This window comes from Pseudidiomarina insulisalsae, assembly GCF_003987065.1.
GTDB lineage: Bacteria > Pseudomonadota > Gammaproteobacteria > Enterobacterales > Alteromonadaceae > Pseudidiomarina > Pseudidiomarina insulisalsae.
Map to the genome: position 1 here is coordinate 12,895 of NZ_PIPY01000009.1, position 23,113 is coordinate 36,007.

23 protein-coding genes are annotated in these 23,113 nt (G+C 51.1%); 12 read left to right on the forward strand and 11 right to left on the reverse strand.

The features are described 5' to 3' along the window. Positions 1 to 162 precede the first annotated feature (162 nt). The 3 genes from CWI71_RS09130 (at position 163) to CWI71_RS09140 (ending at position 4,365) form a co-directional block, all read left to right on the forward strand. Positions 163 to 1,077, forward strand: coding sequence for a hydrogen peroxide-inducible genes activator (locus tag CWI71_RS09130; RefSeq protein WP_126754962.1), 915 nt, complete (start codon positions 163 to 165; stop codon positions 1,075 to 1,077). Between the two features lie 78 nt (positions 1,078 to 1,155). Further along, the gene (locus CWI71_RS09135) at positions 1,156 to 2,322 is read left to right on the forward strand and encodes a PQQ-dependent sugar dehydrogenase (RefSeq protein ID WP_126754963.1); all 1,167 of its coding nucleotides are present in this window, start codon (positions 1,156 to 1,158) and stop codon (positions 2,320 to 2,322) included. 3 nt (positions 2,323 to 2,325) lie between these two features. After that, the gene (locus CWI71_RS09140; RefSeq protein ID WP_126754964.1) at positions 2,326 to 4,365 is read left to right on the forward strand and encodes a TonB-dependent receptor family protein; all 2,040 of its coding nucleotides are present in this window, start codon (positions 2,326 to 2,328) and stop codon (positions 4,363 to 4,365) included. On the opposite strand, the gene CWI71_RS09145 is transcribed toward CWI71_RS09140, so the two are convergent. Both CWI71_RS09145 and CWI71_RS09150 read right to left on the reverse strand, forming a co-directional pair. Next, complete coding sequence (locus CWI71_RS09145; RefSeq protein WP_126754965.1) at positions 4,349 to 5,725, reverse strand: sigma-54-dependent transcriptional regulator; 1,377 nt, start codon at positions 5,723 to 5,725, stop codon at positions 4,349 to 4,351. The two genes, CWI71_RS09140 and CWI71_RS09145, sit on opposite strands and share 17 nt — an antisense overlap. Continuing rightward, positions 5,725 to 7,044 carry an ATP-binding protein gene (locus tag CWI71_RS09150; RefSeq protein WP_241967681.1) on the reverse strand — a complete coding sequence of 440 codons (1,320 nt, stop codon included), beginning with the start codon at positions 7,042 to 7,044 and terminating at the stop codon, positions 5,725 to 5,727. Before CWI71_RS09150 ends, CWI71_RS09145 begins: the two co-directional genes overlap by 1 nt. Before the next feature lie 183 nt (positions 7,045 to 7,227). Between CWI71_RS09150 and CWI71_RS09155 the strand changes: the two genes are divergently transcribed. Continuing rightward, positions 7,228 to 7,605, forward strand: a complete 378-nt coding sequence (locus CWI71_RS09155) for a DUF4168 domain-containing protein (protein ID WP_126754967.1) — start codon at positions 7,228 to 7,230, stop codon at positions 7,603 to 7,605. A gap of 73 nt (positions 7,606 to 7,678) precedes the next feature. On the opposite strand, the gene CWI71_RS09160 is transcribed toward CWI71_RS09155, so the two are convergent. Then, the gene (locus tag CWI71_RS09160; RefSeq protein ID WP_126754968.1) at positions 7,679 to 8,356 is read right to left on the reverse strand and encodes a type 1 glutamine amidotransferase domain-containing protein; all 678 of its coding nucleotides are present in this window, start codon (positions 8,354 to 8,356) and stop codon (positions 7,679 to 7,681) included. A gap of 79 nt (positions 8,357 to 8,435) precedes the next feature. Between CWI71_RS09160 and CWI71_RS09165 the strand changes: the two genes are divergently transcribed. The 3 genes from CWI71_RS09165 to CWI71_RS09175 all read left to right on the forward strand — a co-directional run bounded on the left by CWI71_RS09165 (position 8,436) and on the right by CWI71_RS09175 (position 11,537). Further along, positions 8,436 to 8,933, forward strand: coding sequence for a PH domain-containing protein (locus CWI71_RS09165; protein WP_126754969.1), 498 nt, complete (start codon positions 8,436 to 8,438; stop codon positions 8,931 to 8,933). Continuing rightward, positions 8,926 to 10,431: a PH domain-containing protein gene (locus CWI71_RS09170; protein ID WP_198678771.1), complete on the forward strand. Its 1,506-nt coding sequence runs from the start codon at positions 8,926 to 8,928 to the stop codon at positions 10,429 to 10,431. The genes CWI71_RS09165 and CWI71_RS09170 overlap by 8 nt, the downstream gene beginning before the upstream one ends. 101 nt (positions 10,432 to 10,532) lie before the next feature. Next, the gene (locus CWI71_RS09175; protein WP_126754971.1) at positions 10,533 to 11,537 is read left to right on the forward strand and encodes a DUF2339 domain-containing protein; all 1,005 of its coding nucleotides are present in this window, start codon (positions 10,533 to 10,535) and stop codon (positions 11,535 to 11,537) included. Here CWI71_RS09175 and CWI71_RS09180 read toward each other — a convergent pair. Continuing rightward, on the reverse strand, positions 11,534 to 14,125 hold the full coding sequence (locus tag CWI71_RS09180; RefSeq protein WP_126754972.1) for an EAL domain-containing protein: 2,592 nt from the start codon (positions 14,123 to 14,125) through the stop codon (positions 11,534 to 11,536). The genes CWI71_RS09175 and CWI71_RS09180 overlap by 4 nt on opposite strands. 91 nt (positions 14,126 to 14,216) lie before the next feature. Between CWI71_RS09180 and CWI71_RS09185 the strand changes: the two genes are divergently transcribed. After that, positions 14,217 to 14,789 carry a gamma-glutamylcyclotransferase gene (locus CWI71_RS09185; RefSeq protein WP_126754973.1) on the forward strand — a complete coding sequence of 191 codons (573 nt, stop codon included), beginning with the start codon at positions 14,217 to 14,219 and terminating at the stop codon, positions 14,787 to 14,789. Here the strand turns inward: CWI71_RS09185 and CWI71_RS09190 are convergent. From CWI71_RS09190 to CWI71_RS09210, 5 genes are read right to left on the reverse strand one after another with little or no spacing between them, the layout of a single operon-like run. Further along, positions 14,786 to 15,121 (reverse strand): zinc ribbon domain-containing protein YjdM, encoded by a 336-nt coding sequence (locus CWI71_RS09190; protein WP_126754974.1) that lies wholly within the window; start codon positions 15,119 to 15,121, stop codon positions 14,786 to 14,788. The two genes, CWI71_RS09185 and CWI71_RS09190, sit on opposite strands and share 4 nt — an antisense overlap. Further along, the gene (locus CWI71_RS09195) at positions 15,121 to 15,594 is read right to left on the reverse strand and encodes a hotdog fold domain-containing protein (RefSeq protein ID WP_126754975.1); all 474 of its coding nucleotides are present in this window, start codon (positions 15,592 to 15,594) and stop codon (positions 15,121 to 15,123) included. The genes CWI71_RS09190 and CWI71_RS09195 overlap by 1 nt, the downstream gene beginning before the upstream one ends. A 9-nt stretch (positions 15,595 to 15,603) precedes the next feature. After that, on the reverse strand, positions 15,604 to 16,533 hold the full coding sequence (locus CWI71_RS09200) for a phospholipase A (protein ID WP_126754976.1): 930 nt from the start codon (positions 16,531 to 16,533) through the stop codon (positions 15,604 to 15,606). 1 nt (position 16,534) lies between these two features. Then, positions 16,535 to 17,566, reverse strand: coding sequence for a saccharopine dehydrogenase family protein (locus CWI71_RS09205; protein WP_126754977.1), 1,032 nt, complete (start codon positions 17,564 to 17,566; stop codon positions 16,535 to 16,537). Between the two features lie 20 nt (positions 17,567 to 17,586). Beyond that, positions 17,587 to 18,045: a YccF domain-containing protein gene (locus CWI71_RS09210; protein WP_126754978.1), complete on the reverse strand. Its 459-nt coding sequence runs from the start codon at positions 18,043 to 18,045 to the stop codon at positions 17,587 to 17,589. A gap of 147 nt (positions 18,046 to 18,192) precedes the next feature. On the opposite strand from CWI71_RS09210, the gene CWI71_RS09215 reads away from it, so the two are divergent. The 4 genes from CWI71_RS09215 to CWI71_RS09230 all read left to right on the forward strand — a co-directional run bounded on the left by CWI71_RS09215 (position 18,193) and on the right by CWI71_RS09230 (position 22,085). Next, positions 18,193 to 18,678 carry a BON domain-containing protein gene (locus tag CWI71_RS09215; RefSeq protein WP_126754979.1) on the forward strand — a complete coding sequence of 162 codons (486 nt, stop codon included), beginning with the start codon at positions 18,193 to 18,195 and terminating at the stop codon, positions 18,676 to 18,678. Between the two features lie 89 nt (positions 18,679 to 18,767). Then, entirely contained in the window at positions 18,768 to 19,619 is an 852-nt protein-coding gene (yghU, locus tag CWI71_RS09220) for a glutathione-dependent disulfide-bond oxidoreductase (RefSeq protein ID WP_126754980.1), read from the forward strand. A 68-nt stretch (positions 19,620 to 19,687) separates the two neighbouring features. Next, a complete protein-coding gene (locus tag CWI71_RS09225; RefSeq protein WP_126754981.1) occupies positions 19,688 to 21,364 on the forward strand; it encodes a putative bifunctional diguanylate cyclase/phosphodiesterase in 1,677 nt (558 codons plus the stop codon). Next, positions 21,345 to 22,085, forward strand: a complete 741-nt coding sequence (locus CWI71_RS09230) for an SAM-dependent methyltransferase (RefSeq protein WP_126754982.1) — start codon at positions 21,345 to 21,347, stop codon at positions 22,083 to 22,085. Before CWI71_RS09225 ends, CWI71_RS09230 begins: the two co-directional genes overlap by 20 nt. On the opposite strand, the gene CWI71_RS09235 is transcribed toward CWI71_RS09230, so the two are convergent. Next, the gene (locus CWI71_RS09235; RefSeq protein ID WP_126754983.1) at positions 22,068 to 22,484 is read right to left on the reverse strand and encodes a hypothetical protein; all 417 of its coding nucleotides are present in this window, start codon (positions 22,482 to 22,484) and stop codon (positions 22,068 to 22,070) included. The genes CWI71_RS09230 and CWI71_RS09235 overlap by 18 nt on opposite strands. 6 nt (positions 22,485 to 22,490) lie before the next feature. Continuing rightward, the gene (locus CWI71_RS09240) at positions 22,491 to 23,030 is read right to left on the reverse strand and encodes a carboxymuconolactone decarboxylase family protein (RefSeq protein WP_126754984.1); all 540 of its coding nucleotides are present in this window, start codon (positions 23,028 to 23,030) and stop codon (positions 22,491 to 22,493) included. Positions 23,031 to 23,113: the final 83 nt, after the last annotated feature.

The following is a 23,113-nucleotide window of genomic DNA, read 5'->3' on the forward strand; positions in this document are numbered from 1 at the left end:
TTTAGATTAAATAATCAGTAAGTTGCGCGGTGCCTCTTGGGACATCGCTACGTTACGGGGAGCATAGTAGGGGGTTAAATGAATTTGTTAAAACGAATAAATCGAATTATAGTAATCGGAAAATATGATTAAACCATTTGAGCAACGCATTCGAGGCTGTTGATGAGCAAATTACCCAGTTTAAAAAACCTTAGTTACCTAATGGCGCTGCATCAGCATCAGAATTTTAATCGCGCTGCGCAGGCTTGCCATGTCAGCCAGTCGACACTTAGCAGCGGTATTCAGAACCTTGAAGAGCAGCTTGGCTGTCAGTTAATTGAGCGCGATCACAAGTCATTTCTATTTACCGGTATGGGCGAAGAAATCGTGCGTCAGGCACGAAGCATTCTTACCGAAACGGAAGAACTGCTGCACTTTGCTCAAAGCCAGGGCAAAACGATGGAGGGCCCGTTGCGCCTTGGGTGTATTCCTACCATCGCGCCATTTTTACTGGGTGATTTGAGTAAGTTCGTGCATCAGCATCATCCCAAACTGCAACTGAATATTCGCGAAGACACCACGCAAAATCTTTTGCAACTTTTGCGCAATGGCGAGCTGGACGTCTTGATTTTAGCCTTACCGATGGACCTGCAGGGCAATCAGAGTTACCTGCTCGGGCGCGATCCGTTCAAACTGGTGATGCATAAGTCGCTCGCGGAGAATCTGCCGGAGCCGGTGATTTATGATCAGTTGCCTGATGGATCGATCTTTTTGCTGGAAAAAGAACACTGCCTGACCGGCCATGCTGTGGCAGCCTGTGAACTGGCCGATTCAAATAAGATCAATCCTTTCACCGCGACCAGCTTACACAGCCTGGTGCAAATGGCGGATGCTGGCTTTGGCGCCACTTTTATTCCGCAAATGGCCATCGACCACGGCATTTTACAAGGCACCGATCTGGTAGCGCTGCAGCCCAAAGGACAGCAGGCAGCACGTGATATTGGCCTGGTGTATCGCGCAACGACAAATCGGCGTCAGACGTTTCGTAAGTTCGGGGAAATTGTCGCCGACTTGTTACCTGAACGCACTTTGCAGTGAATCAGTCCGATTTTATGAATCCAAATCAGAAGTTTGACTATAGTAATAGCTACATCCAGAGCATTTAAGGAGCACACTATGTTGCACAACCTGTTCAAACCCGCTGCACTGACACTGGCTGCAGCCAGCTTGTTTGCCGCCAGCAGCGTTGCCGCCGAAACGAAAGAGAATGACGCGACCGCAACGACTGAACGCCACAAAGTGAAAGCCACGACAATTACTGAAAATCTCGAATTTCCATGGGGCATCGACTTTCTGCCCAATGGTGACGCGCTGGTGACAGAAAAGCCAGGCACCTTGCGCCGGGTCGGAATGAACGGCGTGATTAGCAACGCCATTACCGGGGTACCTGACGTGGTTTATAAAAGTCAGGGCGGGCTGCTTGACGTCGTGATCGACCCGAATTATGAAGACAATAACTGGGTCTACTTGAGTTATGCTGAGCCGGCGCCAGAAGGCGAGGAGGGCAATAGTACGGCCGTCGCGCGTGGCAAGCTGATAGGCAATCACCTGCAGGAAGTCGAAGTTATTTTTCGCGGTCAACCTAAGTATAAAAGCAACGCACACTTCGGTTCGCGCTTAGTGTTCTCGCCGGAAGGGCATTTGTTCATCACTCTGGGCGATCGCTATTCCGCAATGGACGACGCGCAGACACTGGATAATCACCACGGCAAAATTGTCCGTATCTGGCCAGACGGCGCTATCCCTGAAAACAATCCGTTTGTTGGTAAAGAAGATGCGCTCCCCAGCATCTGGTCATACGGTCACCGCAATGTACAGGGCGCGGCCATTCACCCAATGACCGGCGAGTTATGGGTAACTGAACATGGTCCTAAAGGCGGTGATGAGATTAATATCCCTCGCGCCGGCGAGAACTATGGCTGGCCTGAAGCTACCTACGGCGTCGATTATGACGGCAGTATTATCAGTAAGAAAACCCACGTGCCGGGTACTGTTCAGCCGCATTATTACTGGGTACCGTCGATTGCGGTCTCAAACGCTATTTTTTACACCGGTAGCCAGTTCCCTGATTGGCAGGGTGACTTATTGATTGCTGCGTTAAAAGCGTCAAAAGTAGCGCGCCTTGACTTAGAAGGTGAGCGCGTTATGCATGAAGAGTCGCTATTCGAGGACCTGGTGGAACAGCGTATCCGCGATATTGCACAGGGACCGGATGGCGCTATTTATCTTATTACCGATAACCGCAACGGTAAACTCATTAAAATCTCCAACGCTGACGAGTAATCTATGTTGTTTCCATCGAAGTTAGCACTGGCTGTCATGGCCAGTGCTGGCATGGCTATGTCGTCTGTTAGCCATGCGCAGGACACCAACAGCGACACGAGCGCCATTGAGCGCATTGAAATTACTGCCGATCGGCACAGTACCACACAAACCCTGCCAGCGGCGGTAACCAATCTGGCAACGGACGAACAGTTACCGGGTCTGCGCATAGACGCTGCAGAATTACTCGGTGGTATTGCCGGGGTGCAAAGTGATTCGCGTGCCAATTATGCTCAGGACACGCGCATTACCTTGCGTGGGTTTGGTGCGCGCTCCGCCTTTGGTGTGCGTGGCGTGCTACTGCAACTCGACGGTGTACCGCTGAGTATGCCTGATGGTCAGGCGCAGACCTCGAGTATTTTGCTCGACGAAGCCGATAACGTGCAGGTCATTCGTGGGCCCTTGGCCGCGCTTTACGGCAATGCCGCCGGTGGCGTCATTCACTGGCGCAGTGCCGCGCCGCTTGCGACCTGGACTCAGATCGATGCATTCGCAGGGGGAAATGATACCCAAAGGCTATTCGCACAGCACGACTGGGCCGGCGACGACAAAGCGCTGCGCCTGGCCGCAGCCACGTTTCAGACGGATGGCCCGCGCCCGCATAATAGCGCCGAGCGCCATCAGGTGGCGTTACGCTGGTATCAACAGCTGGCTGCCAATACCCGCCTGGTGCTACGTGCGGATAATAATCACGCACCGTTATTACAAGACCCCAGCTCATTAACGCCGTCGGCTTGGCGCGAGGACCCCACGCAGACGGTGGAGCGCGCTTTCACGTTTAATACCCGCAAGCGCATTCACCATCGTCAGGCGTCGCTGGGTTTAGAACATGACACAGCGACACAGTCGGCACTGCTGACAGTGTGGCGCGGCTGGCGCGACGTCGAACAGTACCTACCATTTCCGGGCAGTGACTTAAATGGTGATGGCGCCGTCATCGATTTGCGCCGTGACTTCACCGGGGTCAATGCCGCTTTCCAATGGCGCCCGGAGCAACTGCAGAATTGGCAGTTCAGCAGCGGCTTGCAAGTCGCTGAACAAAATGACCGGCGCTTAGGGTACGTCAACGACTTTGGCGAACGCGGTGACGTACGCCGCAACGACGATGGCACCGTTAGCACAGAGTCGGCCTATCTGCTGGCGCAGTGGCAACCGCTGCGTCGCTGGCAGCTGATGAGCGGCTTGCGCTATAACCAGACCGAATTCAGCGTAACCGACTTTTTCGTTATTCCCGAGAACCCCGATGACAGCGGCGCTGCTGACATGCAGGAACTGAGCTGGATGCTTGGCCTGAATTATCAGCTCAACGCGAATTTGTCGCTGTATGCGAGCCGCGGCGCTGGTTTTGAAACGCCCACACTGACCGAGTTGGCCTATCGTAATGAAGGCACCGGTTTGAATACTGAGCTTGGACCTGCCAATAATTTGCAATGGGAATTAGGTGCGAAATGGCAAAGCCGCGTACTGCAAGCGCGTCTGACCTGGTTTGATATTGCTACCCGTAACGAGATTGTGGTCGATCAGAATAACAACGGCCGCACTACCTATGTGAATGCTGAGCGCACCGCACGCGAAGGCTTCGAGCTGGAACTGGACGCGCAGCTTGCCAGCGCCTGGTCAACGCGGCTGAGTGCCAGCTATACCGATGCGACCTACAGCAACGGCGCGCGACTGCCGGGCGTCGCCCGCAAACAGGCATACTGGCAGCTACAATGGCAACCTGATGAACGCCGTCGTGTGCAGTTGGTGGCGGATTATCGCGGTGATCTGGCAGCCAACGACGCGAACAGTGTTTTTGCGCCCAGCCATACCCTTTGGCACCTAGCCTATCTGCATAGCTTTCGCTACGATAACCTGGAGCTGCAACCCTGGGTAAAAGTCCATAACCTGACCGACCAGGACTACGTTGGCGCGGTGGTAGTGAATCAGGGTAGCGGCCGGGCTTTTGAGCCGGGTATTGGCCGTGAACTGCAACTGGGAATTGGCTTTAATTATCTTTGGTAGAGACTGACGCCAACCAGCGATAAAGTGTGCGACGCGTCACCCCTAAAATTTTCGCGGCGCGCACTTTGTTGCCTTCTGTGGCCTGCAAAACCTGTTTTACGTAACGCTCCTGAACTTCTTGTAACGTCGCCCAATCGCTGTCTTTATCATATTCATTGGCTATCGTAGACGGTGTGACCTCAGTAGCTCTACGCATGCGTTCAGGAAAGTACTCTGGGGTTATCCAGTCACCCTGGCAAAAGGTATAGGCGCGCTCAACAGCATTCTGCAGTTCCCGCACATTACCCGGAAACTGATAATTACGAATGAGGGACTGCGCCGCGGGCGAAAAACCAAGCAGTGTTTTATCCTGTTGTAAGCGTAGCTGATTAAAAAAATGATGGGCTAGCAGAAGCTTATCGTCCCCTCTTTCGCGCAAGGGAGGTACCCTTAAGCGGAAAGTTTCTAAACGATAAAATAAATCTGCACGAAATGCATTTTCTCTTACCCGCGCCTCCAGATCCTGATGGGTGGCTGCAATAATGCGCACATTAACCTGTTGCTCCTGATCGCTTCCTACTGCGCGCAACGTTCCTTCTTGTAAAACGCGTAAAAGTTTTGCCTGCAGCGCCAGTGGCATCTCGCCAATCTCATCGAGCAACAGTGTGCCTCCGTCCGCCTCGCGCAGCAATCCTGCACGCTCACGCTGCGCGCCGGTAAAAGCTCCGGAGGCATGACCAAAGAACTCACTTTCCATCAATTCCGCTGGAATTCCGGCACAATTGACTGCTAAAAACGGCTGTTCGGCGCGAGCGCTTTGTTGATGCAAGGCCCGCGCGACCAGCTCTTTTCCGGTACCACTTTCACCCTGAATAAGGACGGCGCCATCGGCCAAAGCAACTTGCTCGATTTCGTCATATAGCTTACGCATTATCTTGCTTTCGCCGACCAAGCCACCGGGGCCACTATTCCCGCGCTGACTTGCGCGATAATGAGCAACTTCACGCTGCAGTTTGTGATAGTCAATGACGCGCTCAACGCTTACTAACAGATGTTCAAGATCCAGTGGTTTGGTGAGAAAATCATCGGCGCCTTCTTTGAGAGCGTCCACCGCCTGAGAAACTGTGCCAAAGGCTGTGATCAAAATAAAAGCCGGAGGCTCAGCCTGTTGTTTAAGATGTTGCAACAGCTCCATGCCAGACATGCCGGGCAAACGAATATCACTAATAACGAGTGCCGCATTGATGTTTCGGTAGTGCTTAAGAAACGTCTCCGCTGCACCAAAGGCGCGAACATCATAACCAGCGCTTTCCAATTCTTCTTGTAGCAGCTCTCGTAATCCGGGGTCGTCCTCGACGACCGCAACTGTCAAGTGTGCCATTAGACCTCCTTCGGCGCCTGCCGCGGTAAGCTTATACGCGCTTCACAGCCCTTTTCATGGCGGTTTTTTAGGGTAAACCGCCCTTGGTGTGCGGCAATGATATGAGCAACGATAGCCAATCCCAGCCCCGTGCCCTGACCTATAGGTTTGGTCGTTGAGAAAGGCTCTATTAGCTGTTCGGCATTCGAATGGTGCGGCAGACCAGGGCCATCATCCTCGGTAATGATCGTTAATTCATCTGCGCTAGTTTCCAGATAGATATCAACGCGACTGCGGGCCGCCTGCATGGCATTTCGCAGAATATTTACCAAAGCCAATTCAAGCCGCGTAGCATCACACTGTAGCTGAATATCTTCGCCATCTGCATGAAACTGGATCAGTACTGGGTCCGCTTCGCTTTGCTCATGCATGACTGCGCTTTTTGCTTGTTCAATCAGTTTTCTGATGGCTATTGGCTGTCGATCGCTTATCGGTGTGCGACTAAAATCGAGAAGCTGCTGGACTAACCCGGTGAGCCGTTCCACCTGACCACGAATCGCGGTTAACTGGCGTTGGCTTTCAGGATCCGGATGGCTTGTCTGCAAACGCTTTGCACGTCCGGCAATGACCGTGAGTGGTGCACCCAGCTCGTGCGCGACACCGCGTGCCAACTGGCCAACTGCCGCCATTTTCTGGTGTTCGCGCAATCGCTCATTGAGCTCTTGCTGCTGTTGTTGCCTGGTACGATAGAAGCCCACCGCCAGTATTGTTAACAGGGCCACCGCAACAATACTCCATGAGATCCAGGCGATGCGCTCTAGCTGAGCAAAACTACGGTCAAAATCTTCCGCGCGCCGGTTTAGCTGCATAAAGCCAATTAATCGGCCGGCACGGTCATGTACCGGAATGAACTGCGAATAGACATCCCGACCAGCAACCTGCCGGTAGCTGTCCTGTTGTTCTCCAGTCAGCACCAGTTGCTCCGCTAACAGGCTTTCAGATAAATCACGCTCCGTCACGCCAGCAGCAGCCACCAGATCGCCGCCGGTATCGTATACCGAGGCGCCATACACGCGCCCAATGTCAAATACCGCATCAAGGTGTGCCTGAACGCGGGCAATGTCATTGTTCATTAACGCGTCACTCAGGGGCAGACGGATAGCGCGACCAATCAACTCCAGGTCATCGCGCAGTCGCTGATCCTGAAATGTGCGAGCTTGTTCCAGCGCAACATTAATCGCGATTCCAGACAAGGCCAGCAAAGGCAAGACCAAATAAAACAGAAATGCCCGTTGTGACCGCGTGATAATAAATGAAAACAAACTGTATCTTTTTGTCACATCAACCTCAGTTTTGTCACTGACAAAAGTATACATTTAGCCGTTAGCTTTTTCCACGTAAAACATAAGTCTTTGTTTTTATGGTAAATAACAAAGTTGGCACGGAGCTTGCTTTTTATTTAGTGAACACGAATACGTGACCATCACGTATCGATAAATGATGTTTTTAACTTAGGAGCTATGATGAAAAAGCTATTACCAACTTTAATCGCCACCGCTATCTTCGCAACCACTGCGGCAACTGCCGCGCCGATGGCGCAACAAGCTGCACAAGGTCAAGCGATGCAACAACAGAAGCAAATCGAAATCACTGACACCTTGCTGGAAAAATTTGTTGTTGCAATGAGCAACGTGCAGCAGATAAGCCAGAAATACTCTGAGCAGTTCCAGAATGCGCAAGACGCCGAAGCGGCACAGGAAATTCAGCAAAAAGCGCAAAAGGAGATGATTTCTGCGGTCAACGATGCTGGCCTTTCACCGGATGAATACAATGCAGTCATTCAGCAGGTACAACAGGACCCGGAACTGCAGCAGCGTCTGCAGGAAATGACGTCCGAATAACGCGCACGTGGAAGTAGTACTTGCACAAAAAAGCCGGCGTCTGCCGGCTTTCTTGTTTTTGGGTTTTAATCTATCAACGGAGTTTTTTCAGTAGCGCTTCTGCCACTTTCTTCGAAGATGCCGGGTTCTGTCCTGTAATCAGCTGACCATCGACGACGACAAAGGCTTCGCCGTCATCAGCTTTTTGGAAATCAGCACCGCGCTCAATTAATTTATCTTCAACCAGGAAGGGTACGACATCGGTTAAGCCCACGCCTGCTTCTTCGCTGTTCGTGAAAGCGGTCACTTTTTTGCCTTTGACGAGGTTATCACCGTGCTGATCGCGGGCATTAATGAATACTGCCGGAGCATGGCAGACCGCCGAAACCGGCTTACCCTGACGCCAGAACTTTTCAATCAGTTGCAATGACGCTTCATTGCTGGCCAAATCCCAAAGTGGACCATGACCGCCGGGAAAGAATACTGCGTCATAGTCATCAGCATCGACCTCGGTCAATTTTAATGTGGTTGCTAGCTGATCTTTGGCGTCGCGATCCTGAAATAAGCGGACGGTCGCAGGCGTCTGCGCGTCTTCCTGTTGGCTATTAGGATCGATAGGCGGATGACCACCGCGCGGCGATGCCAGCGCGATTTCCGCACCGGCGTCTTTGAGCAGATAGTAAGGTGTTGCAAACTCTTCGGCCCAGAAGCCGGTTTTCTGCCCGCTGTCGCCAAGCTCGTCGTGCGAAGTCAAAACCATTAAAATTTTCATGGGCTTACTCCTGTATTTTTGCGAGTGTATCTAGTTTAATGGGGCTATTCATTACGCTTTCAAGTAAGGATTTGATCCTATGAGCATTGCCTGGGTTGCCCCCGAACCGAGCTATCGCTCGTATTTACAAGTGCGCTCGTTACTCTCCATGTTAGTACTCGCGGCCATTGTCGGCGTTGCCTGGTATACCGGCGTGTACCCAACACATGTGCTACCGCTATGGGCTGCCGGTGCTATCTGGGCAGCACTGACCATTTTTTTCAGTCTGTTTTTCGCCGCGCGCCGCTTTCAGTTTACCGCCTATGCTCGTACTGACGAGGGCATTCACTTAAAACAAGGCGCGCTGTTTCGTAAAATTCGTGCCGTTCCGCTGAACCGTATTCAGCATGTGGAATACAAACACTCGTTTTTGGAACGGCTGTTTGGCATTGCTCGCCTGGCCATGTACACCGCGGGTAGCGGCGGCGCCGATCTGACCATCCCGGGTCTTGATCCGGAATTCGCTATGCAACTGAAAAATGAGCTTTTAACGACCATTGCAAATGAGCCGACTGAGGATACCCAAGCCAATGAGTGAATTAAGCTGGCAGCGCACACCGCTTATCACCATTGCTTTTTTCCTCTTACGTCAAGTTAAGCAACTGGTGAGCAATATTTCCAATCTGATCCCGGTGTTTGCTGCAATTTTCGTCGCTGGCAAGAATGCAACCTGGCTACCATTCGCTCTGGTTGGGGGTTATTTGGCCTATGTTGTCATCAGTGCAATTCTGCAACAGCGATTCTTTCTCTATGCCATCGCCGATGACGCCGTACACATTCGCACCGGTTTATTTAATCGCCAGCATCTGACACTGAAATATGAGCGCATTCAACAGGCCGAAATTCATCAGGTGTGGTACTTTCGCCCATTCGCATTAACGATATTGAGCGTAGATAGCGCAGGCTCCGCCGGCAAAGAAGTGATGATACCGGGGCTAACTATGACACTGGCTCAGGAGCTCCGGCAACGTATGCTCGAGACGAGCACAGTAAGCGAGACATCCGCAGAAACCGCTACAGAGAGCGCTGCCACACCTGACGTCGAACAACATTTTCCCGCTAGCGAAATTGTGCGCGCCGGTATTATTGATAATAAGCTGTTTGTTCTGCTTGCCGTGCTTATTTACCCAGTGAGTCAGCTTGACCTGCTGGAAAATTATGTAGTGCCCTGGGTACAGGCACATGTTTCCTGGCTTAGCAGCGACAATGCCTGGCTGCTGGTCGGCGGCGCAACCGTCGCTGGTCTCGCCTTGCTATTTCTATTGGCCATCGTGGTGAGCTTAATCACCTATCATGACCTTCATCTCAGTATCAGTGGCGAGCGCTTTCAGGCGCGTTCAGGCGCATTTTCTATTCGAACCCTTAGCTTTCGTTACCCGAAATTACAGGCCGTCTACATTCGCCGTAATCTGCGCGCGCGCCTGTTACGCCGCAGCGTCGTCCGGGTCAGTCAGTTGCAACCACGTCAGGCACAGGCGGGCCAGACTTCAGCGCAGCAGTTTGTACTGCCGGTCGTTGATCAGCGTTTCCTACAGCGCTTTCGCGCACGTTTACGCATGCCTGAGCAGCATGAGGTACACTGGCAACGCTTATCCAATTTAGCCCTGTTAGGGCCCAGTCTATGGTTGGCGTTGCTAGCGCCGTTGGCCGCCGTAGCACTCGTGTTGGGTGCTGAAAGTGGCATGCTGGGGCTGCTTCTGACAGCATTGGGCTGGCTGATCATCCAGACACTGATTGTGCTGAGCTGGCGCAATTACGCCTACAGTTTTGTCACCAGCGGCACCACACCACAAGAACAATGGTTTGTGGTACGGCGTGGCGTTTTTAGCCGTAATGAAAACTGGTATCCACGTCACAAGGTGCAGCAGCTCGATGTGGTGCGCGGACCATGGTTACGACTTTTAGGCTTCGCCCATCTCATTCTGCACACGGCGGCGGGCAGCGAGAGCATTCGCTACCTGCCGGCCAAGCAGGCATTGACCTTACAGCAGGAGTGGACGCAGGAAATTGCGCAGAACCGCCGCCGCTGGATGTAACAGACACAGTTTGTAACGCTTATCATTCGTCAGGCTGGCTATTTTTTGCCAGACTCACTAATGCCGATGTTTAGCAGCAGAGCGCACAGAGGATGACCATCATGTATAGTGATGATGATTTACGTTCAGCCGTCACCGCCGGGGTAATCACTGAAAAGGACGCCGATGCCTTACGTGATTATGTTGAGCAACAACGGTCTACGCAGTTCCAGGACGAAGAGCACTTTCGTCTGGTAAGTGGTTTTAATGATATTTTTGTGGTCATTGCCGCAGTGCTGGCATTGGCCGCTTTATGGACTTTGGGCAACACTGTTGCTCCGTGGCTCGGCGGACTTGCTGTAGCGGTAAGCAGCTGGCTGTTGGCGGAGTATTTTACCCGTATTCGCCGTATGGCTCTGCCGTCCATCGTACTGCTCGGTAGTTGTCTGGCAGGTCTGTTTGCCGGCAGCTTCCTGACGCTGACTGAAATTTGGGGCGACTCCGCGCTCGTGCCTTTGACGTCCTTTATTGTCACGACGCTGGTCGCAGTGGCCCACTGGTTTCGTTTTCGCGTGCCGATTACGCTCGCCGCCGGGGCAGCCACTACAGTAGGCTTGGTAATTTCGGCCGCAGCATTAACCTTTAGCTTTTCCGACAGCTTACTGAAAATATTACTGTTCGCCTCGGGAGTTCTGGTTTTTGCGCTGGCCTTGTATTGGGACCGTAGCGATCTTGAGCGCCAAACCCGCCGCTCAGACGTCGCCTTTTGGCTCCATTTGCTAGCGGCGCCATTACTGGTGCATCCCATTTTTGTCACACTGGCTGACCAGCATTTTGCCATTGGCCTGCCCCAGGCACTGGCAACCATAGTAATGTACGCAGTGCTGGCGTCGGTGTCGCTGATTATTGATCGCCGGGCGCTGATGGTTTCCGCGCTTTCCTACGTTATTTACGTCTTCAGCGCTTTACTTGATAGCTATGGGCTTGTTTCAGTAAGTACCGCACTGATTGGACTTATTGTCGGTAGTGGCTTATTACTACTGGCGGTATTTTGGCATCCGCTGCGCCGGGCGCTGATTAATGCCTTGCCACAGCGACTAAGTACGGCAGTACCCGCAGCACGTTAATCAGTCGGTGTTGAGCTAACGATAAGAGACTTTTGAAAGCGCTCCAGCCAGGTAGCCACGGGCTGGGGCCGGCCATACAAAAAGCCCTGAAACTTCACACACCCCAGCTGGCGTAATGCGTCAGCCTGGGGTTGTGTTTCTACACCTTCGGCAATCACTTCCAGGACCATACTCTCACCAAGTCCTAAAATGGTCTCGACAATCACGGCATCATTGGTGTCGGTGAGCACGTCACGGACAAAGGACTGGTCGATTTTTAACTGATAAATTGGCAGTCGTTTGAGATACGCCAACGAGGCATACCCGGTGCCAAAGTCATCAAGCGAAAAACGCACACCTAAATTGCCTAAATGCGACATCCGCTTAATGGTGGTTTCAACGTTTTCAATCAGCATATTCTCAGTGATTTCAAGTTCCAGCCTGCCTCTGGGCACCTCGCAACGCTGCAGGCATGACGCCACATGGTCAACAAAGTCAGGCTGGCGAAACTGACGCGGGCTGATATTTACCGCCAAATGCAGATCTTTTAACTGCGGCTCCCGCGACCACTGTTGCAACAGAATACAGGCCTGCTCCACCACCCAGTTGCCAAGTGGCACGATGAGACCGCTACTTTCAGCTACCGGAATAAACTCCGCTGGAGAAACCTCACCGAAGTCGTCGTCATGCCAGCGCAGTAACAGCTCTACACCGGCAACTTTACCCGCCACGTCGACTTGTGGCTGCAGAAAAATCTGCAACTTACGTTCGTCGATCGCGTGGCGTAGGGCCGCCTCCAGATGCACGCGCCGGTCAATGGTCTGTTGCATAGCAGGATTAAATAAACAAATAGCGCCACTACCCAGACGTTTCGCTTCACTTAGCGCGATATCAGCATTCTTAAGACGCTCTTCAACACCATCCTGGCTATCCGAAAACATACTAACGCCAATGCAAACATTCGCTGTATGCATGCGTACACCCAGGTCAATGGGTTGCTGTACCGCATCGACAATTCTTTCGGCAAAGCGTCGGGCGGCCATAACTGCATTGTCACGCTTATCGCCTAGGTCTTCCAAAATAACCACAAAATCGTCTGAACCCAGTCGCGCAACACAGTCCGTTGGATCAACAACACGCTGAATGCGCGCAGCGACGCCCTGCAACAATCGATCGCCAGCCGAATGGCCCAGACTATCGTTTATGAGGTTGAAGTCGATGAGATCAAGCGCCACTACCGCGCCCTCAAAACCCGTTCGATGATAACTTACCAAAGCGTGCTCAAGCTGGTGGCTCAGTAATTTACGGTTCGCCAGGCCGGTAAGGCTGTCGTAATACGCAAGCTGGCTCAACTCTTCCTGTATCTCAATATATTCGGTGATGTCTGTGGAGATACCGCAAAGGCCGTAAATCTGATCGTTGGCATCCCACAGAGGTATTTTCACTGTTAAGAATTGGCGTTTCTGTCCGCCCTGAACCGTGTTGTGTTCTTCATCGACCAGCCGCTCACCTTTCTCAATTACCTGCTTGTCGTTGTCGCGCAAATAATCTGCGGTCGTTTCGTCAAATAGATCGTAATCTGATTTGCCGATGATTGACGTTTCTGTTTCTCCAAACAGCTCACAGACCAGTCGGTTCGCATAGCGGTAACGAAAATCGGTATCTTTGATAAAAATGCAGGCATCGACGGAATCAAGAATGGTATTTGAGCGTTGTTCACTCTCCAACAGAGCGCGCGACTTTTTCATCACCTGATAGCGCAACAGCGCCACGCTCAAAATAGCAACTGCCAGTACCGCCAACAAAGAAGGGAGTAACCAGCCCGGCACCGGGTTGCGTGGTTCGCCTGCGTAAACGCCCCATTTTTGCATGATGTCCTGATAGGGCGAGTTCGCCTCGGCACGCCAATCAGCCAACCAGCGATCGATACGCGTCAATACCGGACGCATCGAAGGATCCGGCTTACTGGCAAAAAATAGCCGACTCGGTTGGAACATAACTGCGGTTGCAATCAGCCCGAGTTCACCCGCATGTTGATTGCCGTACAAGTGATTAACGGCAACAAAGTCAGCGCGCTCAGCAAGCACTGCGGCAAAACCTTCGTCAAAAGAGCCCACCTCAACAAAGGTAACCTCAATACCAAAATTAGCGACCCTATTTTTCAAAAATTCGCTTTGAACTGAGTCACGCAGTACTGCAATTCGGGCGCCATCGACCTCAAGCATGCTGGTCACACCTGGTCGCGATTTTGAATACAGCTGTGACCAGACATGTAGAACCGGTACTTCATGAAAGTAAAAACGCGCATCACGCGCGTTGCTGATGGCAACATCGGGCATCAAATCGAGATTACCGTTTTCCAGCATTTGTAAACAGTTCGCCCATGCGCAGGGCACAACCTTGATCTGCCAGCCTTCACGGCGAGCAATCTCATAAAGCATGTCGCCGAATACACCAGAGAGTTGCCCGTTCTCGTCGAGCTTAACCTTAGGTGGATTCTCATAGGCACCCACGCGTAAAGGTTCCTCAGCCGCGGCAGGAGCGAAAGCGGACACAAGAACGGCTACGCAGATGAACCCTAAAACAACGTAGCGAACAACTGATGGCATGAAGCATCCAAGTTTTGTTAAATTAGGAATCTACACCCATATAGCATAGTAGAGATTTACCTGTGCATCACAGTAACGGGGACGGCGTTTTATGTCGCACAATACCATTGCCCTGAACCAGCGCCAGCAACCTCTGGATCACCTTGAGTCGGTCTGGCTATTTGGTTACGGCTCATTAATTTATAAAGCCGACTTTCCTTATTTGCAGCGACGTCCTGCCTGCATTTGGGGCTGGCAGCGACGCTTCTGGCAGGGTTCCCATGATCACCGGGGTACGCCGGAGGCACCAGGGCGGGTCGCAACGTTAATTGAAGCGCCTGGCAAGCGTTGTGTAGGGATGGCGTATGAAGTGACCCCTGACGTTTTTTCCCACCTCGATCATCGCGAAAAAAATGGTTACCTGCGATTTTTCACCGAACTTCAATGGCTGGACGAGGCCGACTCAGTGCAAGGGCTTGTTTACGTCGCCGGCCCCGATAACGAAGCCTACCTGGGGCCTGCCAGTGAAGAGGAAATTGCCCGCCATATCGCCCGCTCGGAAGGGCCAAGCGGCCCCAATAGCGAATATTTGCTTAACTTAGCGAACTCGCTGCGGGAACTTGAAACTGACGACGCGCATGTCTTTGCAATTGAACGCGCATTGCTGACAGAAAAGAGCGGTTAAGCTTTTTTCACAAATTCGGTTTTGAGTTTCATCGGACCAATCCCGTCGACTTTACAGTCAATGTCATGGTCGCCCTGATCGGTCAGGCGGATATTTTTTACTTTCGTTCCCACTTTCACTACCAGTGATGAGCCTTTGACTTTCAGGTCTTTAATGACCGTTACCGTATCGCCATCCTGCAGCGAATTACCGTTTGCATCACGATAGACAGGCTGCGCCGCAACGGGCTCATTCGGCGACCATTCGTGTGCACATTCGGGACAAATTAACATTGCTCCATCTTCATAGGTGTATTCTGATGCGCAATTCGGGCAAGGAGGCAGTTGACTCATTATTTTTTCCTGCTTGGTTTTTCGGAAATATAAATGACAATTTCGCCGCTGATCACTAAGGTACCGTCATTACGGTAGCCCTTCACCTGTACCGGCAGATCACCTGGTTGCCAGGCGTGGTTCGGAGTTTCAGCGGTAATGCGAATGTCACTGTCGGCTTTGGCGGTGTAGTTTACCGACATTCCTTTTGGGATCCAGCGCAAATGCTTGGGAACGGTCGCTTCTGCCAGAGCTCCCATGGCCATTTCCAAACCATTACATAACGCAATGGCATGCACCGTGCCGATATGGTTCTCGACAGCTTTGCGTTTACGAAAGCGCAACTCGCAAAAATGAGGCCGGAGCTCAGTAATTCGTGGCTTAATCGTGCGAAAATACGGCGCCTTACGGGCAAAAACAGCGCTGAATAAGCGTTGACCCAGCGGGTACCGGGTCATGTTCTGATAAAGCTTAAGTAAATAATTGTCTGCCATCGGTTATCCCTAAATATTCAGCAGCAGAAAACCAATACCGATGCGATTTTGGCGGTGGTTGTAATCGAGCAGGGTTTCGCCATAACCAGAGAAAATCTGAATATAAAAACGCAGTCCGTCAGGCTTGTTATGATTGACCGGGTGGGTGAAATCAAACTGCCACGAGCCACGATCCCATGACAGCTCACGGGTAATGCGAGTGAGACTATAGGTACTCACGTCATGGCGCCACGAGAACCGATTTTCGAAATTGCCGCGATAACGCACCAGATTAGGGTTGTCGTCATCATCGCCGGTCTCATTTACGCGCTGCTTATACGTTGTTTCCCACAATACGTTGCCCCATTGCACCGCGCCGCCGAAATGAAAGTAATTCCAGCTGCGCGAGGAAGGCTTACGTTGGCCATTGGACTCATGCGCAAAACCAAACTTCGCAAAGCGTACTTGTGCGGGCCCGGGAATAAAGTCGAGTTCTTCTGTCCATGGCAACACATAGAACACGTCGGGGTTATAGTTTGTACTGCGAAACGGCGATGAGTCATCGCTGTTCCATGCCTGCCATAATGAGGTCTGCGTGTAAGACACCCATAAGTCACCGTTAGGTAACAGCAGGTTCTCGAATAGCTTGGTGCGCAATGAGATCTGTAGCTTCACCTCGTTCGGCTTGTAGCTCTCTAGCCGCTCTGAGGGCCCCCGCGTGGGCGACTCGGGTTGCACATTAATATCGGAGCTGTGATGAACCGGTAAAATAAAGTTTGGCTTATAAGTGCGTAGCTCAAACACACCACGTTTGTGCTCCTCGTCAAGCTCCCAGAACCGAGCAACCAGGTCTTCGGTGCCAAACTCTTCCCAGGTCAGATCTCGCTCCTGTGCGCCAGCGCTCAGTGGCAATGCCGCCACTACAAAAAAACCGCAAAGCAGCGACACTACGCGGCTCATGTCAGCTTTCCTTATACCGATCAACGAGATCTGCTCCGCACAGTTTTGCCGGGGTGTAATAGCCGCCTTCCACTTCATGTTCCTGCACCCAAAGAGCTACGTCGACCGCGCCGCGACTGGTAAGCTTATAGCCATTCATCACTTTTATCTGCTTGCTTACCACCTTACCGGCCACGTTTTTTGCTTCACCCCAAACATAGGTGACCGCTTCTTCTAGCTGCTTTTCGCTCGGCCCGGGCGGTTGCTGCTCGACTTTCTTTTCCAGCCAGTTTTTGACCCAACCCAAACGCAACAACCAGCGTACGTAATTTAACCGACGTAAGCGCTTGACGAGTTTTGGTGAAGCCGGAATATAGACCTCAATGGAACCGATACCCGTGGTGTAATATGCAGTTGCGACATCACCCCAGGGAATGGTCATGGCCAGCTTCTCACCATTACCGAAGTCAATTTTCCGGGTTTTGTAAGCCAGTGGCACGGTCACGATCTCGCCTTTACGGCGAACAGCACCGCCTTCGCCAAGGCGTCGCACGCTCGTCTTAGCCGTACCGCGGCTCATCCGCGAAGCAGAGTCAAAGCCAAGTGTCAGCTGAATCGCATCGGGTAGTTCTTCTTTCAACTGGGCCGCAATGCAGTCGGTGGGAATAACATCGAAGCCAACGCCCGGACACAAAATAATGCCGGCAAGCTTAGCTTCTTCATGCTTGCTATGCGCCAGTTCAAACACTGCCAGCTCACCGGTAATGTCCAGATAATGCGTACGCGTTGCAATGCAGGCGTCCATCATTGGCTCAGCAGTTACTTCAAAAGGACCCGCACAGTGCACTACCACTTGTTGCTCCGCCAATGCCTGACGTAAGGCCACAGTATCTTCCAGATCAACCACCTGAAAGGGCAAATCGAGCCGCTCAGCGACTTTTTTGAGCTTGCTCTCATTACGCCCTGCCAGTAGCGGCTTTTCACCTCGCTCCTTGGCGTACTCTGCTACCAGCTCACCGGTGTAACCATAGGCACCATATATCATCCACGACATATCAGTTTGCTCCTTCCAAATTAGTTTCTGCGCACTCTATCGACATATTCTTCAGCGTTTTTTTGCCGTGCTGCCTGCGCAACTTCTTTCGGTACCACCGTTTGGCCAATCGGTAATAAGGCGATTCCCGCCAATTTAACATGCTGTATGCCAAACGGGATGCCAATGATAATAATGAACATACCGATAGCAGTAATGAGATGACCTAAGGCCAGCCACCAGCCAAAGAAAATCAGCCACAAGATATTGCCGATGGAGCCGAAGATGCCCGTGCCTATATCACCATTTTGCGTCAGTTCACGGCGATTAATGGCTTCATAACCAAACGGCCAGAACGCAAAGCGACCAATAACAAAGCACGCCCTTGCCCAGGGAATACCAACAATTGAAATAAATGCAATGAGTCCGGCTAACCACCAGCCGAGACCCATCACCAGACCACCAAAAATAAACCAGAGAATATTACCAAGCAGCGCCATCTTTAATTGCCTCGCATGATTGATTTTATACTTAACTACTTTCGCACAGTTCCAGCCTAACGCAAATCTACCGTAAATAATCTCGCAAATTTGTTAAATTTGACTACATTTAAGAGCGAAGTTAACGCAAAAACAGGGGGTTATTAAATGAAAAGCATGAATCGTCTCGCTTTGCTCGCCTTATTTTCCAGCCTGACGCTGGTCGCTTGTGGCCAAGGTGGTCAACAGTCAGCAGAAGATCAGTCCGAGCAAACGATGGAGCAAACTGAAGAAACTACCAATGACATGGCTAATGAAGGGGAAGATGCTGCTGAAACGGGCGCTGAAGCCACTGAAGGTGCCTGGGAAGAAACCAAAGATGCTGCAGGTGAGGCCTGGGACGAAACCCAGCAGGCGGCAGCAGAGGCAGGTGACTTTCTAAGTAATGCAGCCATTACCGCCCGGGTAAAAGCAGCTTTAGCAGACGCCGCCCAAGTCGACGCGATGAATATTAATGTAGAAACCGTTGATGGTGTGGTCGTCTTAAGTGGCGTGGTCGCCAGCGAAGATATTGCTGAACTCGCCGCCCAAATCGCAGCGGGCGTCGAAGGCGTGAAATCTGTTGAGAATGATATTGAAGTACAGAGCTACTAAACTCCGCACTTTAACGCTAGTTTTAAACTTTTAAGCCAACCGATCCGTATTCAGTTTTGCTGAATACGGATTTTTTATGGAGACATATCATGAGCGATAGCACTTATGAGCCACCAAAGGTATGGAAGTGGGACAAAGAAAGTGGCGGCAAATTTGCCAACATTAATCGCCCCGAAGCTGGTCCTACGCATGAAAAGGAATTGCCGCTTGGCGAGCATCCACTGCAGCTTTATTCATTGGCCACTCCAAACGGAGTGAAAGTTACCATTATGCTCGAGGAGCTGCTCGAAGCGGGTTACAAAAACGCGGAATACGATGCGTTTCCCATTGATATCAGTGAAGGAGATCAGTTCAGCAGTGGTTTTGTGGAGATTAATCCGAATTCGAAAATTCCGGCACTTTTAGATCGCAGTACACAGCCTGCCATACGTGTATTTGAGTCAGGATCAATCCTGCTCTACCTGGCTGAGAAGTTTAATGCCTTTTTACCAACCGAACCGGCGCGACGTACCGAGACGCTGAACTGGCTGTTCTGGCAAATGGGCGCAGCACCTTTCTTGGGCGGCGGCTTTGGCCATTTCTATGCTTATGCACCGGAAAAATACGAATACCCGATCAATCGCTACACCATGGAAGTGAAACGGCAATTTGACGTACTTGATCGTCAGCTGGCCGCGCACAGGTTTATCGCCGGTGACACCTATACCATTGCCGATATGGCGATCTGGCCCTGGTACGGAGCGGTAGTTAATAACGAAGCCTATGACGCAGCAGAGTTTTTACAGGTACACGACTACAAGCATGTCGTGCGCTGGGTAAATGACATCGGCCAGCGCCCGGCGGTGAAGCGCGGTCGCCTGGTGAACCGTGTCTGGGGAGATGAGGACGAGCAAGTACCTGAGCGGCATAGCGCCAGCGACTTTGTTGGGAAAAAATGTTAAAAAATATAATTGACAAATAATTTCTTAACAACTAGTTGTTAAATTTTATCTCTAAAGAGGCACGGCCAATGAGCCTGGCGCAACTGCTTTTTCGAAAGTACACCCCGGTGCAGCGATTCATTGTTGTTGCGCTACTTATGCTGGCGGTCGCGGCAGTTACCTTGCTGGTTTGGGCTACCGGTGGTATCAAGTACGTGTACTCGCACTCCATGTACATTCCAATTGCTATCGCCGGAACGGTCTTCGGCTATAAGGGTGCGATTGTCTTCGCTTTAGTGGGCGGCTTGGCTTTAGGTCCTTTTATGCCTATCAGTACCGAAACCATGGAAATGCAAAAGACAATCAACTGGATGTATCGTTGCTTTTATTTTCTTGCCGTTGGCCTGCTTTCAGGGCTTGCCATTGACACCAGTCGCCGTTACATCAGGCGCTTGGAACGTATGACCAATCATGACCCGGTGACCGATTTACCCAATTGCAAAGCACTGATCGAGCGTCTGAATTTTTTACGAACAAAATCCAGAACCCACCAACCATATAAGCGCGGGTTTTTAGTCATTTGCAGTATTGATAACAGTATGGAGTTGCGCTCAGCATTCGGTTTTACCGTTATCGATTCGATTATCGAAGACTACGCACATTCACTGGCTGCCATGCCTAAGTATCGCCCCGAACTATATCGTATTCATGCCAATCAGATCGCTGGTTTATTCCACCAGATTGAAGATGAGCAAATAGATGATCTGATGTCGACATGTTTGGCTACGGTGAAAGAAAACGCTAACTTCGGCGATCTATGGGTTTACGTTGAACGTCATCTGGGAGGTGTACGGCTTAACGGTAATGAGCCCGACCCGATTAAAACCATACAACACGGTGAAATCGCGATTGCCCGCGCCAGCGAACGTATGCTTGATTCTTTTATCTATACTCCCGAAGTCGGTGAAGATATCAGCAAACATTTGGCGCTGATGGCCGATGTCAGTGACAGCATCGATCGCGGCGATTTTGTCATGCATTATCAACCCAAAATTAATTTATCCAATAACACAATCATCGGCGCCGAAGCACTGATCCGTTGGCACCACCCCACCATAGGCTGGATTCCTCCCAATCAGTTTATTCCCTTTGCCGAGCGCAGTACTTTAATTTTGAAAATTTCGGAATTTGTACTTCATGAAGTCATTCGGCAAACCGCAGCATGGCAACAGCAAGGCATTTACATAAAAGTTGCGATTAATATTACCGGACATGATTTGCTACGTCCCGGCTTCTCTCAGATGCTGTTTGATCTGCTGCAGCATTACCACGTGGATGGTAGCTTTATTGAGCTTGAAATTACCGAAGGGACGCTTATTGAGGATATGGATGACCTTATCGTCAAACTGCTGAAATTAAGCAAAGCTAAAATCACCGTCTCTATTGATGACTTCGGTACCGGGTACTCCTCATTGCAATATCTCTACAAGCTGCCAGTTTCACTACTAAAAATCGACCAGATTTTTGTCAAAAACCTGCCTGACGATCAGGGTGCTGCAAATATTTGTGCAGCGGCGATTGTGCTGGCTCATAAGATGGGTATTAAAGTTCTAGCTGAGGGCATTGAATCAAAACAACATCTCCGGAGCTTACGCGAGCTGGGTTGCGATTACGGGCAAGGTTACCTAATCTGTAAGCCAAAAAGCGCCGACGACTTTATCAACTGGTATCAGGACTATATGAGCGATGAACAATCAGTGGGATGAGCGTTACAACACTGACGACTATATCTATGGCACCGCGCCGAACGACTTTCTGCTGGAGCATGCGGCTGATTTACTCAACGAGCATGAGCAGACCCACGCACTATGTGTAGCGGACGGGGAAGGGCGTAATTCCGTTTATTTAGCTGAACTTGGCGCCAACGTCTGTGCCATGGACATCTCTCAGGTGGGTCTCGATAAAGCACAGCAACTTGCCAAAGCACGGGGCGTTATCATTCAGACCGAGCAAGCCGACCTGACCGAGGCACAGCTAGCCGCTGAGCATTACGACGGTATTGTCGCTATTTTTTGTCACCTGCCACCCGCGGGACGCGCCCATTTGTATGAACAAATTGCCGCAAGTTTAAAGCCCGGAGGTTTTTTTCTGCTTGAAGCCTACACCGCTGCGCAGCTTAAGTACGCCACCGGTGGGCCGCCCAGCGCAGAGCTGATGTTATCGCAAGCCGAACTGGAGCGCGCTTTCAAAGGTTTTGAGATTCAGCTTAGTCAAGAACTGGAACGCCCTATCCATGAGGGCGAACGCCACAATGGCGTAGGCGCCGTGGTGCAGTTCATCGCACGTAAACCTCAGGCGCGCAGCCAGCGCTACCAGTTTACCGCTAATCGCGGTAAAGCCTCGCATAAACTGCGCTACGTGGAAGGTTCGGCACCCACCGAACATGAGTGCACGCTTTGTCGGGGCCCATTAACGAGCGATGACTGAACCTAAGGTCTTGGTATCGTAGTCGCGCAAGTAAAATAGCGCAAAACACGCTGCCCACATCGGCCAGGCCGCAAAAAACAGCAGGTTGTTAAAAGCGTCCAGATATTGAGGAAACGAGGATAGTGTTGAGACCCCATGTAAAATGAATATCAGCCCGTAGGTATAGAATTTCCAAAGACCGAGCAAGAATGCCACGCTCAACAGTACCTGCAACCCTCCTAAGATGGCGGCCAGCTGACTCGATAAATTACCGATACCATAAAAGTTTTCGAACACAGCAGCCGTGTGAGCAGGGTTGACGAACTTGTCCAGGGCCCAGATAAACATCACAATAAACACGCCGATCCGCAAGATCAGTAAACTTAACGCGAGTTTGTCATTTAACGACTTATTTTTCATAGCGTTTTACTCAAATTTTTTGAACGCATCATCCACTGGTGTCTTGGCCAGATGATTGGTGTAGTTACTCATGGTTTTCTGGGCAATGCCCAATACAACCGCCAGAATATGCTTGTTCTCATAACCCGCGTCACGAAACGCAGCCAGTGAGTCGTCACTTGGCTTGCCACGTTGTTCAAGCATTTCAAGAATAAATTTTCGCAAGGCTTCAAGCTTGTCATCGTCTAGCGATTTTTCTTCGCGAATGGCTTTACTAATCGCGTCATCGACATCCATCTGTTGCGCTATGGCTGCGTGCGCAGGTTTGCAGTAATGGCAGTCGTTGTAGGTGCTGATGGTCTGCCAAAGCACCGTCAGCTCATCATTATCAAAGCCACTATCCCGAACTAACTCATCAAGCTTCTGATAGCCCTCTAATAACTCGGGCAGTTCAGCCATCACGGCATAAAGATTGGGAATCATTCCCATTGATTCTTTGGCTTCTTGCAAGCGTTCTTTACTATCTGCCGGAGCTGAGTCTGGTGTATGTAACGTAAATTTGCTCATGTCTTCCTCCTACGCTAGTCAATTGCTTTCAGTACACATTAACTATAGCAACGGTTAGAAAAGATACGAGACGACGAGTGCGA

Bases quoted from the DNA above. Each gene is read 5' to 3' on its own strand.
- CWI71_RS09130 (WP_126754962.1), top strand. From the start codon at position 163: ATGAGCAAATTACCCAGTTTAAAAAACCTTAGTTACCTAATGGCGCTG.
- CWI71_RS09135 (WP_126754963.1), top strand. From the start codon at position 1,156: ATGTTGCACAACCTGTTCAAACCCGCTGCACTGACACTGGCTGCAGCC.
- CWI71_RS09140 (WP_126754964.1), top strand. From the start codon at position 2,326: ATGTTGTTTCCATCGAAGTTAGCACTGGCTGTCATGGCCAGTGCTGGC.
- CWI71_RS09145 (WP_126754965.1), bottom strand. From the start codon at position 5,725: ATGGCACACTTGACAGTTGCGGTCGTCGAGGACGACCCCGGATTACGA.
- CWI71_RS09155 (WP_126754967.1), top strand. From the start codon at position 7,228: ATGAAAAAGCTATTACCAACTTTAATCGCCACCGCTATCTTCGCAACC.
- CWI71_RS09160 (WP_126754968.1), bottom strand. From the start codon at position 8,356: ATGAAAATTTTAATGGTTTTGACTTCGCACGACGAGCTTGGCGACAGC.
- CWI71_RS09165 (WP_126754969.1), top strand. From the start codon at position 8,436: ATGAGCATTGCCTGGGTTGCCCCCGAACCGAGCTATCGCTCGTATTTA.
- CWI71_RS09170 (WP_198678771.1), top strand. From the start codon at position 8,926: ATGAGTGAATTAAGCTGGCAGCGCACACCGCTTATCACCATTGCTTTT.
- CWI71_RS09175 (WP_126754971.1), top strand. From the start codon at position 10,533: ATGTATAGTGATGATGATTTACGTTCAGCCGTCACCGCCGGGGTAATC.
- CWI71_RS09180 (WP_126754972.1), bottom strand. From the start codon at position 14,125: ATGCCATCAGTTGTTCGCTACGTTGTTTTAGGGTTCATCTGCGTAGCC.
- CWI71_RS09185 (WP_126754973.1), top strand. From the start codon at position 14,217: ATGTCGCACAATACCATTGCCCTGAACCAGCGCCAGCAACCTCTGGAT.
- CWI71_RS09190 (WP_126754974.1), bottom strand. From the start codon at position 15,121: ATGAGTCAACTGCCTCCTTGCCCGAATTGCGCATCAGAATACACCTAT.
- CWI71_RS09195 (WP_126754975.1), bottom strand. From the start codon at position 15,594: ATGGCAGACAATTATTTACTTAAGCTTTATCAGAACATGACCCGGTAC.
- CWI71_RS09200 (WP_126754976.1), bottom strand. From the start codon at position 16,533: ATGAGCCGCGTAGTGTCGCTGCTTTGCGGTTTTTTTGTAGTGGCGGCA.
- CWI71_RS09205 (WP_126754977.1), bottom strand. From the start codon at position 17,566: ATGTCGTGGATGATATATGGTGCCTATGGTTACACCGGTGAGCTGGTA.
- CWI71_RS09210 (WP_126754978.1), bottom strand. From the start codon at position 18,045: ATGGCGCTGCTTGGTAATATTCTCTGGTTTATTTTTGGTGGTCTGGTG.
- CWI71_RS09215 (WP_126754979.1), top strand. From the start codon at position 18,193: ATGAAAAGCATGAATCGTCTCGCTTTGCTCGCCTTATTTTCCAGCCTG.
- yghU (WP_126754980.1), top strand. From the start codon at position 18,768: ATGAGCGATAGCACTTATGAGCCACCAAAGGTATGGAAGTGGGACAAA.
- CWI71_RS09225 (WP_126754981.1), top strand. From the start codon at position 19,688: ATGAGCCTGGCGCAACTGCTTTTTCGAAAGTACACCCCGGTGCAGCGA.
- CWI71_RS09230 (WP_126754982.1), top strand. From the start codon at position 21,345: ATGAACAATCAGTGGGATGAGCGTTACAACACTGACGACTATATCTAT.
- CWI71_RS09235 (WP_126754983.1), bottom strand. From the start codon at position 22,484: ATGAAAAATAAGTCGTTAAATGACAAACTCGCGTTAAGTTTACTGATC.
- CWI71_RS09240 (WP_126754984.1), bottom strand. From the start codon at position 23,030: ATGAGCAAATTTACGTTACATACACCAGACTCAGCTCCGGCAGATAGT.